An 18129-nucleotide genomic window follows, 5' to 3' on the forward strand; every position below is an offset into this window, starting at 1 on the left:
CGTTCGGCTTTCTCGATCCTGCTGGCTCCTATGCCTGGATGGAGGACATGCTGATCCTGAAAGGCTCGCCGATGACCGAATGCGAAGAGCTGATCAACTTCATGCTCGATCCGGCCACCTCCATCGCGGTGGCCGAGGGCCAGAGCTACCCGCCGTCGCTCGACCCGACCAAGGTGAAGCTCACCGAGAAGATCGAGAAGCTGCCGGCTTTCGACAAGACCGGCTCGATGAAGGCGCTGACCTTCGCCGATCCGGTCTACTGGGCGACCAACGAGGACGCCTGGACCAAACAATGGGACAGGATCGCGAAAGGTGCCTGACAGAAGCCAAGCGTCACTCAGCCCCCGGCCGGTCTCGGCCGGGGCACCCGGCACCGCTCCCAACATGGATGCGGAGCAGCCGGCGGTCGAGTTCCGCGACATCGACATCGCCTACGGCAAGTTCGTCGCTGTGCGCGACTTCTCGCTGTCGATCCGCAAGGGCAGTTTCGTCACCCTGCTTGGGCCGTCGGGCTGCGGCAAGACGACGATCCTGCGCTCCATCGCCGGGCTGGTCGACATTTCGGGCGGCCAGATCATGATCGATGGGCGGCGGGTCGACGACGTGCCGATCTACAAGCGCAACATCGGCCTGGTGTTCCAGAGCTACGCGCTGTTCCCGCACAAGAGCGTGTTCGACAATGTCGCCTTCGGCCTGAAGTACCGCAACGTGCCGAAGCCCGAGATCGCGCGCAGGGTCGGCCAGGCGCTCGACATGGTGCGGCTGCCGGGCAGCGAGAAGAAGCTGCCCTCACAATTGTCGGGCGGGCAGCAGCAGCGCATCGCGCTGGCGCGGGCCATCGTCTTCGAACCGCAGGTGCTGCTGCTCGACGAGCCGCTGTCGGCGCTCGACGCCAACATGCGCGAGGAGATGCGCGTCGAGATCAAGAAGATCCAGAAGGCAACCGGCATCACCGCCATCTTCGTCACCCACGACCAGGAAGAAGCGCTCTCCATGTCGGACCGCATCGTGGTGATGAACGCCGGCTCGGTCGAGCAGATCGGCACGCCGGAGGAAGTCTATGAGCGGCCCGCCACCGCCTTCGTCGCCGATTTCCTCGGCAAGGCCAACATGCTTGCCGGCACCGTCAGCAGATCCGACGGGCAGATAGCGGTGAGGCTTGCCGCCGGCCAGACCGTCCATGTAACGTCGCCGCGGCCGCTGGCGCCGGGCAGCAAGGTCACCGTGGTGGTGCGGTCGCAGAAACTGTCGGTCGGTCCTGCAGCAGGCGGCAACCGGCTCTCCGGCCGGGTCGTCTCGACCTCCTATCTCGGCGGCAGCGCCATCTACGAGATCGACTTCGGCGGCAAGACGAGCATCCGCGCCAACGCGCCGATCAACGGCCGCATCGTCCGGGAGGGCGAGATCATCGAGGTCGGGTTCGATCCGAGCGGCTGTGTTTTGCTGGACGAGAACGGGCAGCGGATTTCGTAAGGCACCAAGGCCCTCGTCCGCATCGGCCTTCGGGAATTCATTGCTTCGCCGCTTGAGCAGCCAAGCGGCCGGGATGCCTGAGGTTGGTCGGCGTGATGCCAGTGTGCTGGCGGAATACCCGGCTGAAGTGCCCGGCATTTTCGAAGCCGCATCTGTAGGCGATGTCGCCTATCTGCAGGTCGCTGCCTTCCAGCAGCGACTTGGCGTAGTGAACCCTGAGCGCCAGGTACGCGGCCATCGGGCTCGTGCCCAGCTCGGTCGCGAAAAGACGCTCGAGCTGGCGCCGGGAGCAATTCAACCGGCTTGCGATCTCGGTGACCGATATCTTTTCCTGCAGGCTGCTTTCCATCAGCAGCAAGGCCCGTTTCACCGCACGGCTCGACGCTTCGGGAAACAGATCGCCGACGGGCTGCACGTCCCGGATGTTGCGGATGCGATCGAGCACGAGGATCTTGGCGGCCTTTTCCGCCGCCTTCTGACCGATGAATTGCGACACGATATAACCGGCAAGGTCTGCCGCGCCGGTGCCGCCGGCGCATGTCGCGCGGCCGCGGTCGACGGAATAGAGGCTGTCGGCATGCGCATTCACATCGGGGAATTCGGCGCGAAAATCCTTGATGTGGAACCAGCTGACGGCGGCGCTGTAGCCGTCCAGCAAGCCATAGCGGGCCAGCACGAAGCTTCCCGTGCACAGCGCGGTTATCGGCACGCCCTTGTCGGCGGCCCGCAGAAGGAAGGCCTCCTTTTCAGCGCTGAGATTGCGGTTGGTGTCGAGCAGACCTCCAACCACGACGACGTTGTCGAAATCCTCCGGATTGCCGATCGCCTTGGTCGGCAGCAATTCGACGCCGCAGCTCGCCCGGATCGGCAGGCCGCGCTCGCCGACGATCTGCCAGTCGAACTCCACCCTGCGGCTGCGATCGCCCTCGTCGCCGGCCAAACGCAGCGTGTCGATGAAAAGCGACAGCGGCGACAAAGTGAAATCGCGCACCAGGAGAAACGCAAACTTCTTGGCCATGCTTTGCGGACCTGTCCCTTGCGTTATCCGAAGCTCATTCAGACAAGATCGCCGTCCGGGCTGTCATTTGGGCCACCGATCCATCCGGTCTTATATTGTGTACCAAGAAAATACAATCCGTTGACTCACTTGCAAGTGCATGCGACTCTTCCAACCGTGCCAGATATGTCGATTGGCAAGGATGATTCCGAAGGTGCGCCATGAAGGGAAGCAAGGGCAGTCTCTATGACGATCTGAAGCGTCGCATCCTGACAATGGAGCTCGATCCTGACGAGGATCTGGACGAGGTGGCGCTGAGCGAGCGCTATGGCCTGTCGCGAACCCCGGTCAGGGAAATCTTCCGCCGGCTGGAGGGCGAAGGTTATATCGAGATCCGCGCGAACCGGGGCGCCAGGGTCGTTCCGATGAACCATTCGACCCTTCGGCAATTCTTCCTGGTTGCCCCGATGGTCTACGCCGCCATCGGCCGGCTGGCCGTGCAGAATTTCAAGCCTTCGCAGATGGTAGACCTGAAGGACACGCAGGAGCGTTTTCGTGCCGCGAGCAAGTCGGGCGATGCGCTTTCCATGGTGGTCGAGAACAACAGGTTTCACGAGATCATCGGCGAGATGTCCGCCAACGCCTATCTTCAACCAAGCCTCGGCAGGTTGCTGATCGACCACGCCCGCATCGGCCATACCTTCTTCCGCCCACGCAATGACGACATGCGCAAGCGGCTGCAGACGGCGGTCGAACATCATGACGGCTTCATCTCAGCCATCGGCGCGCATGAGGAGGACGCCGTCGTCGACCTCGTGTTCGAGCACTGGGAACTGTCGCGCGAGAACATGGAAATGTTCATCGCGCCCCAGGGCATGAAGGCGGACGCGCTGGTCGGCGATAACTGACGGCCGCTTAGGAAAGCGACTGCGGCCGGGATAGGAAGAACGCCTGCTGCCGGGCCCGGTGCCGGCAGCGAAATCTCCCGCTTAGAGGCAGATTTCGCGGCCGCCACCGGGGCACCGATCCGTCAGGCCTGTTCCAGCCAGACCTTTTGCAGATCCATCTGGAACGTTGGGTGAATGGAGTAGTTCTTCACCTTAATGCTCATGTGATTGTAGAGCTTCTGCCAATAGGGTTGGATGATGATCCCCGAGTCCTGAATGATAGTCTCGATATCCTTCATCACCTCACGCCGCTTTTCGGGGGCGCTCACCGACAAGGCCTCCTTGAGCTTCTTGTCGAACTCCGGATTGGAGTAGCCCGTTTCGTTCCAGGCCTCGCCGGTGCGAAACGCCAGCGCCAGAACCTGGACGCCAAGGGGGCGCATGTACCAAACGGTCAGAGAGTAAGGATACTTCGTCCAGTCGTTCCAGAACGTCGAGCCGGGCATCACCGTGCGCTTGACCTTGATGCCCGCGTCGCGAAGCTGAGCCGCGATCGCATCCCCCGTGCTCTTGTTCCAGTCATCGTCGACGGTGATCAATTCGTGCTCGAAATCCGCCTGGCCCGCCTCCGCCATGAGTTTCTTCGCTCCTGCCGGATCGCGCGCTTTCTTGGCCAAGGGACAGTATTCGGGGTGAATCGGGCTGACAAAATGATTCTCGCCGACCGTGCCGCGGCCCGCATAGCCGAGTTGTAGCACGACGTTGTTGTCGACGGCCATCTGGAGAGCGTTGCGCACACGCTGGTCGTCATAGGGCTTGTGCGTGACATTGGTACGGGCAACCAGCGTGGTCGCGGTCTGGATCTCGGTCTGGTGAAGTCCAATCTTGTCCAGGATCTCGACGTAGTCCGCTCCGGTCTCATTGTTGAGATCAACCTCGCCGGACTCGAAGGCGCTTACCATCGCGGCTGGATCGGTTCCGTAGTCGATGAACTCGATCCCATCCAGAAGCGCCCCGCCACCCCACCACTTGCCGCTCTCGCGCCGCTTGACGACGGCCTTTTGGCCGACGTCGTAGGAGACGAGCTCGAACGCACCGGTCCCGATCGGCTTTGTGACCGGATTGGCGCCGTCGGCGTCAAAATTCCGGTGCACGATCAGACCCGGATAGTCGGTTATATTGGCGATGATCGCGATGTCCGGGTCGCTCGGCGAGAGCTTGACGGTGTAGTCATCGACCTTGGTGACGGCGCCCTCGCGCACCTTGCCGGTCTTCGGGTCGACCAGGCTGTTGACGCGTGCCGCCATGGAATTGCCCGGCGCGTTCTTGTCGCACCAGCGGCTGAAGTTGTAGACGACATCGTCGGCGTTGAACGTGTCGCCGTTGTTCCAGGTTACGCCTTTGCGGACATGGAGCAGATATTCGGTGGCGTCGCCATTGACCTCCCAGCTCTCCAGGAGAACCGGCTCGAAAGTGAATTCGCGGGTATACCTGACCAGCGGCTCCAGCCAGGTGCGGCTGATATTGGCCATCTCGACCCAATCATAGGTCCGCGGATCCTTCTGCTGCTTCACCACCATGGCGACGCGAAGCGTTCCGCCCTTCTTGCCTTCCTCGGCGAGCGCCGGCGTCGGCGCGGCCAAGCCGACCATGCCGTAAGCGGCCGCGGTCGATGCGCCGAACGCGCTCGCAATCGCGAGGAATTCGCGCCGGTCCATGCGGCCCTCACGAGCGTCCTTGGCCATGCGCGTTATCGCTTTTGGTACGCGGGTTCCTCCGCTTTTGAAGAACTTCATTTCGATGCTCCCTGTTGACGATTTTTGTCTCTCACGTATTGCCCCAGCCAATGCGATGCGCCGCTGGCCGAAGAAGGGGCGACTGCTGGCGTTGTCCGGCCGTTGGCTGCGGCCTAGATGGATTGGCCAAGCACCCTCCCCTCGTAGATTGCAGCCACTGCGAGCCGCGGCGCCAAGGCGTCGCCGATGACTTTCGGCTTCAGCGCCGGTGCCAGGTCTTCGAGATCATCCAGCACCCAGGTGTCCGAGACGTTGGTGGTCGCAAGGATCAGTGTGTCGGCGTTGATGACGGTCTCGGCGCCATCGAGGTGGCACCTGACCGTCGCACGGTCGCCATGCCATTCCTTGACCACCGAGTCGGTTATCCATTCGCCGCCGGCGCTCTTGAGCTTGGCCCGCGCCACGCCGTCGCTTTCCGTCCGCTGCAGGTAACGTCCGAGCACCGGCCAGGAGGTGACGACCGTGACGCGATGGCCAGACGCGGCAATTTCGAGAGCGGTGCCGAGACCCCGCCAGTCACCGGTGTCATCGATGAGGAGCACATGGTCGCCCAGCCGTGCCGTCCGGGTCATCACGTCCTCGACGGACCAGACATTGAGCAAGTCCACACCCGGAAGGCGGTCCTGCCCAGGCAGTCCACGCTGGAAACCGGTTCCCGCTGGCTGCGAGCCCGTCGCAATGACGATTTCCTCGAAGTCGCGGCCGGCAATCTCCCCAGCATCGAGCGGGGCATTGAACAAGACGGTCACGCCCAGCCTGCTCAACTGTCGTTCGTACCAGTCGATCAGCTCTAGGATCTGAGATCGGCGAGGCTGCAAGCCCGCAAGCCTGAACTGCCCGCCGAGTTGTGGGCCGGCCTCCGCGAGCGTCACGCTGTGACCGCGCTCGGCGGCGACGCGAGCCGCTTCAAGACCGGCCGGGCCGCCTCCCACGACGAGCACACGCTTCGGCGTCTCGGCCGGCCCGAAGCGATCGCCGCCCCACTCGAATTCGCGGCCGGCCGAAGGATTGACGAGGCACGAGATCCAATAGTCTCTCGACCGCCTTCCCCAGCACATCTGATTGCACGAGATGCAGCCGCGAATGTCGGCGTCCCTGCCGCTCTCCACCTTCCTGACCCAATAGGGATCGGCGATCTGTCCGCGAACGATGCTGATCATGTCGGCCTGCCGCGACGAGATAACCTCGTTGGCATTCTCCGGTGTCCGGATATGGCTTTCCGCCTGGACGCGGGTGTGTTTGCAAACTTGTTTCAGCGCCTCGGCGTTGGGAGCGCCAAGCTTGTCGGCAAACAGGAAGGTCGGCATTACCGAGGAGTGGTCGAAATAGCTTCCCGTGCCGCAACTGATGTAATCGATCAGCGTCCGCGTATCGTGATACGCGGCAATCTCCTGGAGCAGTTCCGTGTTCATCCCCACGTCGACAGAGGTGTCGATGCTCGACGCGAGGCCGATAATGAACTCTTCACCGACGGCCGCACGAATGCGCGAGGTGATCTCGGTCGAGAATCGCATCCTGTTTTCGAACGAGCCACCCCAGCGGTCGTCGCGCCGGTTCGACCAGGGAAGCCAGAACTGCTCGATGAGCGAATTGTAGGGGCCGAACAATTCCACGCCATCGAAACCGCATTTCTTCGCTCGGACAGCGGCGCGAACGAAGCTCTCGATGATCTCCTCGATCTCGGCTTCCCGCATCCGGTGGCTGCCGTCTCCATCGTGGTAGGACGGCAGGCCGGATGGCGACCAGTTCGCCGAGTAGGAATTGTCGTAATCCCCATGCTGGCCGACATGATAAAGCTGGTGAACCATCACCGCGCCTTCGGCCTTGCATGCATCGGTGATCGCCCTGAAACCGGGGATCACCGCATCATCGTCGTGACGGAAATTGCCGCGCGTCAACCGAGCCGTGCGATGGACCGGCATCGGCTCGACCACGACCATGGCCGCGCCTCCCCTGGCCCGCTCCAGGTAGTAGCCCAGGTGCCGCGCTCCAGGCAGACCGTCCTCGGCCATGTTGGCCGTGTGAGCCCCGAAATTGATCCGATTGCGCAGCGTCTTGTGGCGCAGTTGGAGCGGCTCGAGGATTTTCGGGAAAGCCGGCTTTAGCGTCATTTCAGTTTCGCCGCGAACGCCCATCGGATTGGAACCGACCGAACATTAGCGGTTCGCGAAATTCCAGAATTGTGATTTCGGTGCATTTTTCATAAGAAATGGACCGGCACGCCAGACGTCGTGGAGTAGGCTAAATTGACACCTGCGCTGAAAACCCCCGAGCGCGTGGGGCTCCCCTACCTCAAGATCGGCATCATCCTTTGCCCAAGCTTCACCCTGACGCCGATGGCGAGCTTTGTGGATGCCCTGCGTTTGGCCGCCGACAAGCAGGATCAGAGCCGGCAGGTCTATTTCGCGTGGGATTTCATCTCGGCAGGGCCGCTACCGGTGCGTGCCAGTTGCGGTCTTGAGATGGTTGCGACAGGAAACCTGGAAAATCCGAGCGCCTATGACTGCATAGCCGTTTGCGGCGGACTGGTGCGGGACATGGATCATATCCAGGCGGCGACGTTTGACTATCTGCAGGCCGCGGACAAACGTGGCATTCCCATCATCGGCTTGTGCACTGGCAGCTTTGTGCTGGCTCAGGCTGGACTTCTCAGGCATCGTGAATGCGCTCTGCATTTCGACACCTTGGGCGAGTTCGCCGCCAGGTTTCAGGATGTCAGCCCGGTCACCAGCCAAAATTATGTCATCGACGGCAACATCGTAACATGTCCGGGAAGCATCGTGGCTATCGAGGTCGCGGCTTTCCTTATTGCGCATTACAGCAATGCCGGCAGGGCTCAGAAGGCCCTTAACTACCTTCTGTTCAAACCCGAAGAGCCGCGGATTGTCCTCAGGACGAAACCGTACGAGGAGGCTCTTGGGGCAGCGTCGCGGCTGACCGTGGAGGCTGTGAAAGTGATGGAGACCCGTATTGATACGCCATGCTCGATTGAGGAGCTCGCGCGTTCTCTGAACACCTCCAAAGCGCGCTTGAACCGAGCCTTCCTGGCCGATCTCCGAACCGCGCCCGCGGCATTCTGGCGCCGCATTCGTCTAATCGCTGCGCGTGAACTGCTTGCCAGCCGGCGGCGCAGCGTGACCGAGATCGCTTATGAAACCGGCTTCAGCGACACCGCGCATTTCTGCAGCACCTTCAAAAAGCACTTTTCGATGACGCCGGAGCAGTTCAGACGCATTGGAAAACTTTGATGCGGCTCCGGGAGCGAATGAAGGCCGCCGCCGGAGAGCCAATCGCGCTACGAGCGAAGCTCTTTCGATTGAGCCATGAACCAGTCCACAAGCTCGCGCGATTTTCGGCCTTGGCCCGTACGATCATTCGTCAGCAGGAAGAAGGCCCTGTCGGTTCTTGTTTCCGACCGCAGCGGGCGCACGAGAAGCTTGTTGCTGAGAAGATACTGGGCCGTCAGCGACCAACCCAGCGCGATCCCCTCGCCGGCAAGCGCCGCCTGCAGCGTTAGCTGATAGTCGTTGAAGACGATGTCGGGTTTGATCCTGGCGCCATCGCCTCCCGCCAATTCCACCCATTCGGGCCAGCCCATGCGCTTGCGGTAGGCGTCGGACGAATGGAGCAACCGGTGACGGCCGAGATCGTCGACCGTGCGCAGCTCGGCATGAGCCGAAAGGTAGCTTGGCGAGCAGACCGGGAAGATCACTTCGTCGCAGACGAACCAGCTGTTGGGGTCCTGAAAGTCTCGAGGCCGGACCCAGACGGTCACGTCTATGTCCTGATCGGGTTCGATGTCCCTGTCGGTGGCGACGACCCTGATCCTGATATCCGGATGATCGCCCTGAAAATGATAGAGCTGCGGCGCCAGCCAGTGAGCTGCGAGCGACGTCGAGGCGGCGAATGTGATGTATCTGGTGCCGCGGTCGGAAATGGCCTCGAGACTTTGCTCCATCCGCCGGAAACTCGTGCGGACCTCCTCGTGAAGCTGACGCCCCGCCTCGGTGAGGTGCACACCGCGATTGTCTCGCGAAAACAAGGCGACGCCGCAATGTCTCTCGAGCATCTTGATCGCGTGGGAAATGCTCGGCTGGGTCACGTTGAGCTCGCTGGCCGCCCGCTTGAAGCTCAGGTTTCTGGCCGCTGCCTCAAACACGAACAGGGAATGGGTCGACGGAACGAGGCTGCGAAGCTTTGACATAGATGCAATTTATATCAGGCAGCTTCTTTTCAGTCTACGAGCGGTGCCGCCCGCGTGTTCTATTCATCTCAGAGATGAAATCGCGATGCTGGCCCTGCGGGTGGCACCAAACGGTCCGATCGCGCCTTGAACATGGCAGATCCCTTGCTCCAGAAATTGCCGACACATCGCATACCGGTGCAAGCGCCTCACGCTGAACCCACGGTCTCGGGCTGGTACAGCACATCAGGCCCGGAACTGGCCGCCGTGCCGATGAAGGGAGACGTGTCTTGCGATTGTCTCGTCATTGGCAGCGGCTGGATGGGATTGCATGCAGCGCGGCGCTATGCCGAGCTCCATCCGGACGCCTGCGTGCTCCTCGTCGATGCCGGCCGGATAGGCGACAACGCATCCGGCCGATGCATGGGGTTTGTGATCGATCTCGCGCACAACCCCCGCAAGCGCGACTTCGTCGAAGACATCAAGGGAAACAAAGAGGAGCTCTTCGTCAATCTGGACGGGATTGCCTACATTCGCAGCGCGGTCGAGGAACACGGCGTCGATTGCGACTGGGACCCACAAGGAAAGTACCATAGCGCTGCCACGGCCCATGGCGTCGACGATCTGAGGCGTTTCTCCGCGGCGCTGGACAGGCTCGGACAAGAGCATCGCTGGGTCGATCTGCCGGAAATCCGGTCCATCACCGGGAGCAGGCATTACATCAAGGCGATACACCATCCCGGCACAATTCTCTTGCAGCCGGCGAAATACCTGAAGAACGCTGCCCGTCAGCTTCCCAAGAACGTCACCGTCCACGAGAACACGCCAATCGTGGCGGTGGAATTCGGCAAGCCCCGGCATGTTTTCGAGACGCCCACGGGCATCATCAAATCAGCCAAGGTCATCATCTGCGCATCCGGCTATCTGACCAGGTTCGGCTTTTTCAACAATCGCGCCATCCCGCTTTATACGTTCGCCAGCATGACGCGGCAGCTTACCGCGTCGGAGCTGGCGTCTGTCGGGCAACAGAATGCGTATGGACTGATACCGGCGAACAGCTTCGGAACGACGGTACGGCGCACCCGCGACAACCGGCTCTTCCTGCGGAACGTCTACGCCTACGCGCGTGATTTCAAGACGACCGCGCAGGATGTCGAAAGGGCGCGAATTCAACAGCAGGTGGCGTTCGAGCGTCGCTGGCCCGAACTTTCGCACATCGGATTCGAGGCCAGTTGGGGTGGTCTCCTGACGCTGGCGCAAAACGGCGGCATGGTGTTCGGCGAGCTGGGAGAGAACGTCTACGGAGCCGCTTTCTGCAACGGAACGGGCGTGGCCAGGGGCGCCGCCTTCGGCAAGGCGGTTGCCGAAGTCGCTGCCGGTCTTTCATCGCCGGTCATCGAGATTCTGAAAGGCCGGGCCCGGCCAAGCAGACCCTATCCAAGGCTGATCACCGCCATGGGAGTCCGCATCGCGACGGCGCTTCGCTTCAAGCAAGCGGGCGCAGAGGTTTAGTCAAATCGAAGAGGAATGGAAATGAGCGACCTGAAGGGCATCAATCTGGCGATGCAGACCCCATTCGACGAGGATGGAGCGATCGACTTCGCGATCTTCGAAGAACTGATCGAGAAGTATCTTGCCGCCGGCGTGCACGGACTGGTGCTGGGATCCGGCACCGGACAGCACCCCTACCTGACCGAAAGCGAATGCAACCGCCTGTACGAGGTTGGTGTCAAGCTCGTGGCCGGCCGATGCAATGTGATTTGCCAAAGCTCCGCGCTCAACGTGGAGGAGGTGGTCCGGCGGTCGCGGCAAGCCGAGTCCGTCGGGGCGAACGCCCTGATGGTCCTGCCGCCCTATTTCGAGGGGCCATCCGACGAGCACGGCATTTTCAGCTTCTACGAGGAAATCGATGCGGCTGTCGGCATCGACATAGTCGGCTACAACATCCCGCAGGCGACCGGAATTTCAGTATCGGCGGCGCTTTTCGACCGCCTCAGCGGGCTCAAGAACTTCAGGTACATCAAAGACAGCGCCGGCGACTTCACCGTGCACCAGGAATTCCTGCGCACGCGAGGCGCCGTCCTCAACGGCTGCGACACGACCACGCTTTACGCGCTCTTGGCCGGGGCTCGCGGCGTGATCTGGGGGGCAGCCAACTACATGCCCTACGAAGCCGTCAGATTGTACGAGCTGGTGACCGCCAGACAATATGACGAGGCGTTCCAGCTTTGGCAGCGGATGCTGCCGTCACTGCTTTTCATCTGGCGGGGGCCATACACCCCATCGGTGCTGAGGGCAGCGCAGCTGCGCGGCTTCGGCACCGGAAACGTCCGCAAGCCGCTAAGGAGGCTCTCGTCCGAGCAAGAGGCGGCTCTGCGGCATTCGCTCGGGCCCCTGCTTGGCTGAGGTCCTGTCATCGGCCCTAATGAGAGGGAACGTGCATGCGTAACATAACAAGAAAAGCTGGCTGCGAAGACCTTCTTCCGGTCAGCCTTCCGCCGACCTTGCCGCCGATTTGATGGGCTGGAGCACGTAGGACGGCACGACAAGCCCCTGGAACAGGTGTGCGAGAAATCTCGTACCGGCCGCCGACGAAGCGCCTGGTGAACGATCTTTGGGCAGGCTATGTGTTATCTGATTATAAAATCTGTGTACGCAGATAATACAATTCGTTGACTCTGGCGCGCCCATGTGCAATTTTGCGCCCCATCGAATGCGCCGGACCTGCAGGCCGCAACTCCGGTTTCATATCGATCTGCCGCACGAAGTGTCGGCCGAAGGCCTCAGTGTGGCGCCTCCGCAGCCAGAAGCAGGCGGGGACATCGCGATCTACCGAGCAATGGGAAGACGATGAGACCGCCGTTTTGCATCACCTGCTAGTCGCAGGCTCAGTTTCGCCGGGCGGCGTGGGTTCGGTGTCACTTCATCAATAAGCCACGCGAAAAAGTGAGGAGAACACAATGAGACGATTGCTCTTTCCCGCCGTTGCCCTTGGGGCTCTGCTGAGCGCCGGAGCCGCACACGCAGCCTGCGGCGAGATTACTTTGGCGGTCTTCAGCTGGCAGTCGGCCGAGGCCATGTCCAATGTCGACCAGTTCATCCTGAAGAACGGCTATGGCTGCAACGCCACGACGGTTGCTGGCGACACCGTGCCGACGATCACCGCGATGATCGAGAAGGGCCAGCCGGATATCTCTTCGGAATCGACGCCAAGCCTGCTTGGTGACGTCTATACCAAGGGCGCCGCCGAGGGGCGGATCAGCCAGATCGGCACCGCGATCAGCGACGGACAGGTTTCCGGCTGGTACATTCCCAAATATGTCGCTGACGCGCATCCCGACATCAAGACCGTCGACGACGCCATGAAGCATCCTGAGCTGTTCCCGGCTCCGGAAGACCCTTCCAAGGGTGGCGTTATCCAGGGCCCACAGGGCTGGGGCGACACGGTCGTGACGGCGCAGCTCTATAAAGCCATCGAGGGAGACAAGAAGGGCTTCGAGCTGGTCCCAACGGGCTCGGCTGCAGCGCTCGATGGCGTCATCTCCAAGGCCTATGAACAGAAGCAGGGATTTCTCGCGCAATATTGGGCGCCGACATCGCTGCTGGTGAAGTATCCGATGGTGCGCCTCGAAATGGCTCACGACGATGCCGAGTGGGCGCGTTGCACCTCCAAGCAGGACTGCCCCGATCCGAAGCCGAACTACTGGAAACAGGCAGAGATGGTGACGCTGGCCAGCAGCAAGTTCACCTCGCGTGACGACGTCGGTCCGGTCAAGGACTATTTCGCCAAGCGCAGCTGGACCCAGGCCGAAGTCGGCAAGGTGATGCTGTGGATGACCGACAACCAGGCCAACGGCGAGGACGGCGCCAAGTGGTTCATCAAGAACATGCCGGAAGTCTGGACCAAGTGGGTCCCGGCTGACGTCGCCGAAAAGGTCAAGGCCGCGCTCTAAATCTGGCAACCGAGCAAGTGGAGGCTTTGAGGATTCTCAAGGCCTCCGATGCGGCTCGGTCTGTCGGCGTAGCCTTCGTTCCCTGCTCTCGGCCTGTGGCCGGCAATGTGTCGCCTGTGGCGCACTCACAATAGGGCATCGCGACATGGATTGGCTTTTCAGATTCCCTCAACTCGACCCCGAATTCCTGCTTGCGGTCAAGCGGGCCATCGACGGCGCTTTGAAAGCGCTGACGCGTGGCTACGGTCAATCGATCGAGGATTTCTTCTATCCGCTGCAGCGCGTCCTCATCTTCTTCGAAAGCACCATCTCGAACGCGCCTTGGCCCCTGGTCGTGATCGCCCTGGCCGTCGTCGCTTGGTTTGCGGCACGGCGCTGGGCCGTGGTCGCCGCCGTCGTCGGTACGCTCATCGCCATCGGCCTTCTTGGCCTGTGGCAAGATGCGATGAAGACGATTTCGCTTGTCTTCACCTCGACCATCTTCGCCATTGCCATCGGCATCCCGCTCGGCATCCTGATGAACCGCTACAAGCGCGTTGGCGGGGTCATGCAGACGGTGCTCGACGTCATGCAGACGATGCCGCCTTTCGTCTATCTCATTCCGGTCGTCATGCTGCTCGGCATAGGCCGTGTGCCGGGGTTCATCGCGGTGGTGATCTACGCCATCCCGCCGATCATCCGCCTCACCGACCTTGGCATCCGCCTGGTCGACAAGGAGGTCCTGGAGGCCGCTGACGCCTATGGCTGCTCGCGCTCGCAAAAGCTCTGGAAAGTGCAGATCCCGCTCGCCATGCCGACAATCATGGCCGGCATAAACCAGACGATCATGATGGCGCTCGGCATGGTGGTCATCGCCTCGATGATCGGCGTGCAGGGGCTCGGGCTCAACGTTCTGCAAGCCATCGCCAACCAGTACTTCACGCAAGGCATCTTCAACGGCTTTGCCATCGTCGGCATCGCGATCATTTTCGACCGCATCAGCCAGGCCTATGGGCATCGCCTGCAGAAGCACCGGGGTGCAGCACATGACTAGCAACAACGCGTCAATCGAAATCCGTGACCTCTACAAGATATTCGGAAAGTCGCCGGCGCAACATGTCGACGCGGTCCGCAGCGGCATGACCAAGGCCGAATTGGCAAAGGTGCACGGGCAAATCCTGGGTTTGAATAATATCAACATCTCCATGCCGGCCGGAAAGATCCAGGTCGTCATGGGGCTGTCGGGCTCGGGTAAGTCGACGCTGATCCGGCACATCAACCGCCTGATCGAGCCGACGTCCGGCTCGATCATGATCGATGGGCGTAACGTCCTCGATATGTCCGAGCTGGATCTGCGGGAGTTCCGACGCAATCACACAGCGATGGTGTTCCAGAGGTTTGGACTCCTGCCGCACAGGACCGTCATCGACAACGTGACGTTCGGCCTGGAGGTGCGCGGTGTCGAAGCGGCCAAGAGCCGCGATACGGCCATGGGCTGGATCGATCGCGTGGGGCTTTCCGGTTTCGAGACGCGCTATCCGAACGAACTGTCTGGCGGCATGCAACAGCGCGTCGGACTTGCGCGCGCGCTGAGCAACAATGCCTCGATCCTGCTGATGGACGAAGCCTACTCGGCTCTCGATCCGCTGATCCGGACCGACATGCAGACCATGCTTCTCGAACTGCAGACCGAGTTGAAAAAGACCATCGTCTTCATCACCCACGATCTCGATGAGGCGCTGAGGCTCGGCGACCAGATCGTCATCTTGCGCGATGGCTCGATCATCCAGCAGGGCGACAGCCAGGACATCCTGTTGCGCCCCGCCGACGATTACATCGAGCGGTTTGTCAAGGACGTCAATCGCGGCCGCTTCGTCAAGGTCGATGCCATCATGGAATCCCTGCTGCAATCCGAGAGCAGATCGCTGCCGAAGCTGAAGTCCGGCTTGACGCTCGAGATCGCTGCCAAGGAACTGACGAACTCCTCCTATGATTCAGCCTTCGTCACAGGCGACGGCGGCCGGCCGCTCGGACTGATTTCGCTGCGGCAGATCACGGCGGCTCTTTCATCCGGGGCGGTCGCGTGAGGTACGCAATTGCGTTCTCGGAAAGCGATGACGCGAGAGTTCGCAAACGGCCCTGTTTTGCCGAACAGCCCATTGATCGAAATCGCCACTCCATTGATGGAGAACTATCTTGAAATTCGAAGGCATCTATACACCGGCGATCACGCCGCTTCGCCCTGACGGGCGGATCGACGACGCCGCTTTCGCGGATGTTCTGGAGTCGCTCATCGAAGCCAAGGTGCACGGCATCATCGTTGGTGGATCGACCGGTGAATATTATGCCCAAAGCGCCCAGGAGCGCTTCGAGCTCGGTGCATACGCCAAGCAGGTGATCGGCACCCGCCTTCCGCTGGTCATCGGCACAGGCGCTACCAGGACCGAAGATTCGGTCGAATACGCCAAGGCGGCGAAGGAGATCGGCGCCGACGCGATCCTCGTCTCGTCGCCGCCATATGCCTTGCCGACGGAGCGCGAGAACGCGGTTCATGCGCTCACCGTCGACCGCGCGGCCAACCTTCCGATCATGCTCTACAACTATCCGGCCCGCATGGGCGTGATGATGGGCGAGGAGTATTTCTCCCGCGTCGGCAAATCCCGCAACGTCGTCGCCATCAAGGAAAGCTCCGGCGAAATGGGCAATTTGCACCGGCTTGCCCGCAAGTTCCCGCACATCTCGCTTTCCTGCGGCTGGGACGACCAGGCGCTGGAATTCTTCGCCTGGGGCGCCAGGAGCTGGGTCTGCGCCGGCTCGAACTTCCTGCCGCGCGAGCACGTCGCGCTCTACGAGGCCTGCGTGCTCGAAAAGAACTTCGACAAGGGCCGCGCCATCATGAGCGCGATGCTGCCGCTGATGGACTTTCTCGAATGCGGCAAGTTCGTCCAGTCGATCAAGCATGGATGCGAGCTGATCGGCCTGAAGGCAGGCGGCGTGCGCGCTCCGCTGCGGCCTCTCAATTCGGAAGAAAAGCGATCCCTCCAGACTGTCGTCGCCACGCTGAAGCGGACGGTCGCCCAGATCACGTCGGGAGCAAACCAATGCATGAGCCTTTGACCGCCGCCGAATACAAGGCGCTCGCCGCCGAGATTCAATTCCCGACCAATGCCTTCATCGACGGAGGCTTCCGCCCGGCGAATTCCGGCAAGACCTTCAGGACGACCAATCCGGCGACCGGCGAGGTGCTTGCCGACATCGCGGCTTGCGACGCCAGCGATGTCGACTTCGCCGTGGCCAAGGCCAGGGAGGCCTTCGACGACGGCCGCTGGCAGCATCTCGCGCCTGGCGAGCGCAAGGCCGTCCTGCTCAAATTCGCCAAGCTCCTGGAGCGCAACCGCCACGAGCTCGCGGTCATGGAAAGCCTCGACAGCGGCAAGCCGATCCGCGAATGCCAGACCGTCGATGTGCCGGACACGATCCATACCATCCGCTGGCATGCCGAGCTGATCGACAAGCTCTACGACAACACCGCGCCCGTTGGCTCGAAGGCGCTGACCATGGTCGTGCGCGAGCCGGTCGGCGTCGTCGGCTGCGTCCTGCCGTGGAACTTTCCGCTGCTGATGCTGGCCTGGAAGATCGGCCCGGCGCTTGCGGCCGGGTGCTCGGTCATCGTCAAGCCTGCCCAGGAGACAACGCTGACCACGCTGCGTGTCGCGGAGCTCGCCCATGAGGCCGGCATCCCGGCCGGCGTCTTCAATGTCGTGCCGGGCGGCGGCAAGGAGGTCGGCGAACCGATCGGCATGCATATGGGCGTCGACATGGTGGCATTCACCGGCTCGACGCCGACCGGCCGCCGTTTCCTGCGCTACGCGGCCGACTCCAACCTCAAGCGCGTCGTGCTGGAATGCGGCGGCAAGAACCCGGCCGTGGTTCTCGACGACGCCGAAGACCTCGATCTCGTCGCCGAACAGGTGGTCAACGGCGCGTTCTGGAACATGGGCGAGAACTGCTCGGCCACCTCGCGGCTCATCGTCGACGCCAAGATCAAGGACGAGTTGCTTGAGCGGATCGGCGCCTACATGCGCGAATGGAAGACCGGCGATCCGCTCGACCCTGAAAACCGCATCGGCGCGCTGGTCAGCAAGACCCATTTCGAGAAGGTGAAATCCTTCCTCGGCGACGTGAAGACCGAAAAGCTCTTGGTCGCCCATGGCGGCGCCACGCATAAGGGCGCCTATATCGAGCCGACCGTCGTCGACGGCGTCACGCCTGCGAGCCGCCTCTTCCAGGAGGAAATTTTCGGGCCGATCCTGTCGGTGACGACGTTCAACTCGCTGGGCGAGGCGATCGCGCTCGCCAACGACACGAATTACGGCCTGACCGCGTCCGTCTACACGGGGAGCCTGCGCAAGGCGATCAAGCTCTCCCGCGAGATCCGGGCGGGTGTCGTCACCGTCAACTGCTTCGGCGAAGGCGACGCCACGACACCGTTCGGCGGCTACAAGGAATCCGGCTTCGGCGGGCGCGACAAGTCGGTCTTCGCGCATGACAATTACTGCGAACTGAAGACGGTCTGGATCGACGTTTCGGACCGTTCGGTCGATGAGACCGTGCGGTGAGCGATCTCGTCGTCAAGCGGCTTCCGGCTGAATCCGGAATCTCTGGCTGGGAGGCGATCAGCAAACGCTGCTTCCCGGTCCGCACGCTCGACGGCGACATCAAGGCCGACTGGCTGATCATCGGCGGCGGCTTCGCCGGCCTGTCCGCCGCCCGGCGCCTCGCCCAGCTACGGCCCGGCGACAGGATCGTCCTGCTGGAAGCCGGAGAGGTTGCCAAAGGCCCCGCCGGCCGGAATTCCGGC

General features: G+C 61.9%; 15 protein-coding genes and 1 pseudogene. 12 read left to right on the top strand and 4 right to left on the bottom strand.

The genetic code is table 11. The annotated features are described in order from the left end of the window. Positions 1 to 320: pseudogene (locus EOA32_RS17240) on the top strand (spermidine/putrescine ABC transporter substrate-binding protein); the annotation flags it as partial. Further along, positions 313 to 1473 carry an ABC transporter ATP-binding protein gene (locus EOA32_RS17245; RefSeq protein WP_128372389.1) on the top strand — a complete coding sequence of 387 codons (1161 nt, stop codon included), beginning with the start codon at positions 313 to 315 and terminating at the stop codon, positions 1471 to 1473. The pseudogene EOA32_RS17240 and the gene EOA32_RS17245, both read left to right, overlap by 8 nt. A 37-nt stretch (positions 1474 to 1510) precedes the next feature. On the opposite strand, the gene EOA32_RS17250 is transcribed toward EOA32_RS17245, so the two are convergent. Next, positions 1511 to 2491 carry a GlxA family transcriptional regulator gene (locus EOA32_RS17250; RefSeq protein WP_128372390.1) on the bottom strand — a complete coding sequence of 327 codons (981 nt, stop codon included), beginning with the start codon at positions 2489 to 2491 and terminating at the stop codon, positions 1511 to 1513. A gap of 200 nt (positions 2492 to 2691) precedes the next feature. Between EOA32_RS17250 and EOA32_RS17255 the strand changes: the two genes are divergently transcribed. Then, positions 2692 to 3378 carry a GntR family transcriptional regulator gene (locus tag EOA32_RS17255; protein WP_066993109.1) on the top strand — a complete coding sequence of 229 codons (687 nt, stop codon included), beginning with the start codon at positions 2692 to 2694 and terminating at the stop codon, positions 3376 to 3378. A 122-nt stretch (positions 3379 to 3500) separates the two neighbouring features. Here EOA32_RS17255 and EOA32_RS17260 read toward each other — a convergent pair whose 3' ends face one another. Both EOA32_RS17260 and EOA32_RS17265 read right to left on the bottom strand, forming a co-directional pair. Further along, complete coding sequence (locus tag EOA32_RS17260) at positions 3501 to 5153, bottom strand: ABC transporter substrate-binding protein (RefSeq protein WP_128372391.1); 1653 nt, start codon at positions 5151 to 5153, stop codon at positions 3501 to 3503. A 113-nt stretch (positions 5154 to 5266) separates the two neighbouring features. Beyond that, the gene (locus EOA32_RS17265; protein ID WP_128372392.1) at positions 5267 to 7264 is read right to left on the bottom strand and encodes an FAD-dependent oxidoreductase; all 1998 of its coding nucleotides are present in this window, start codon (positions 7262 to 7264) and stop codon (positions 5267 to 5269) included. Positions 7265 to 7399: 135 nt separating this feature from the next. Here EOA32_RS17265 and EOA32_RS17270 point away from each other — a divergent pair, with 135 nt between their 5' ends. Beyond that, a complete protein-coding gene (locus EOA32_RS17270) occupies positions 7400 to 8401 on the top strand; it encodes a helix-turn-helix domain-containing protein (protein ID WP_128372393.1) in 1002 nt (333 codons plus the stop codon). A gap of 47 nt (positions 8402 to 8448) precedes the next feature. Here EOA32_RS17270 and EOA32_RS17275 read toward each other — a convergent pair whose 3' ends face one another. After that, the gene (locus tag EOA32_RS17275) at positions 8449 to 9357 is read right to left on the bottom strand and encodes a LysR substrate-binding domain-containing protein (protein WP_066993098.1); all 909 of its coding nucleotides are present in this window, start codon (positions 9355 to 9357) and stop codon (positions 8449 to 8451) included. A 132-nt stretch (positions 9358 to 9489) separates the two neighbouring features. Between EOA32_RS17275 and EOA32_RS17280 the strand changes: the two genes are divergently transcribed. From EOA32_RS17280 to EOA32_RS17315, 8 genes are all read left to right on the top strand, one after another. Beyond that, the gene (locus EOA32_RS17280; RefSeq protein ID WP_189407188.1) at positions 9490 to 10848 is read left to right on the top strand and encodes an FAD-binding oxidoreductase; all 1359 of its coding nucleotides are present in this window, start codon (positions 9490 to 9492) and stop codon (positions 10846 to 10848) included. A 21-nt stretch (positions 10849 to 10869) separates the two neighbouring features. Beyond that, positions 10870 to 11742, top strand: a complete 873-nt coding sequence (locus EOA32_RS17285) for a dihydrodipicolinate synthase family protein (protein ID WP_128372394.1) — start codon at positions 10870 to 10872, stop codon at positions 11740 to 11742. Positions 11743 to 12296: 554 nt separating this feature from the next. Next, a complete protein-coding gene (locus EOA32_RS17290) occupies positions 12297 to 13289 on the top strand; it encodes a glycine betaine ABC transporter substrate-binding protein (RefSeq protein WP_128372395.1) in 993 nt (330 codons plus the stop codon). Positions 13290 to 13434: 145 nt separating this feature from the next. Continuing rightward, the gene (locus tag EOA32_RS17295) at positions 13435 to 14322 is read left to right on the top strand and encodes a proline/glycine betaine ABC transporter permease (protein WP_128372396.1); all 888 of its coding nucleotides are present in this window, start codon (positions 13435 to 13437) and stop codon (positions 14320 to 14322) included. Next, positions 14315 to 15355 (top strand): betaine/proline/choline family ABC transporter ATP-binding protein, encoded by a 1041-nt coding sequence (locus tag EOA32_RS17300; RefSeq protein ID WP_128372397.1) that lies wholly within the window; start codon positions 14315 to 14317, stop codon positions 15353 to 15355. Before EOA32_RS17295 ends, EOA32_RS17300 begins: the two co-directional genes overlap by 8 nt. Before the next feature lie 109 nt (positions 15356 to 15464). Next, on the top strand, positions 15465 to 16385 hold the full coding sequence (locus EOA32_RS17305) for a dihydrodipicolinate synthase family protein (RefSeq protein ID WP_095778907.1): 921 nt from the start codon (positions 15465 to 15467) through the stop codon (positions 16383 to 16385). Continuing rightward, complete coding sequence (locus tag EOA32_RS17310; RefSeq protein WP_128372398.1) at positions 16370 to 17887, top strand: aldehyde dehydrogenase; 1518 nt, start codon at positions 16370 to 16372, stop codon at positions 17885 to 17887. Before EOA32_RS17305 ends, EOA32_RS17310 begins: the two co-directional genes overlap by 16 nt. Then, on the top strand, positions 17884 to 18129 hold a 246-nt coding region (locus EOA32_RS17315), incomplete at its 3' end, for an FAD-dependent oxidoreductase (protein WP_128372399.1). The genes EOA32_RS17310 and EOA32_RS17315, both read left to right, overlap by 4 nt.

The sequence above is a fragment of the Mesorhizobium sp. M1A.F.Ca.ET.072.01.1.1 genome (assembly GCF_004023325.1).
GTDB lineage: Bacteria > Pseudomonadota > Alphaproteobacteria > Rhizobiales > Rhizobiaceae > Mesorhizobium.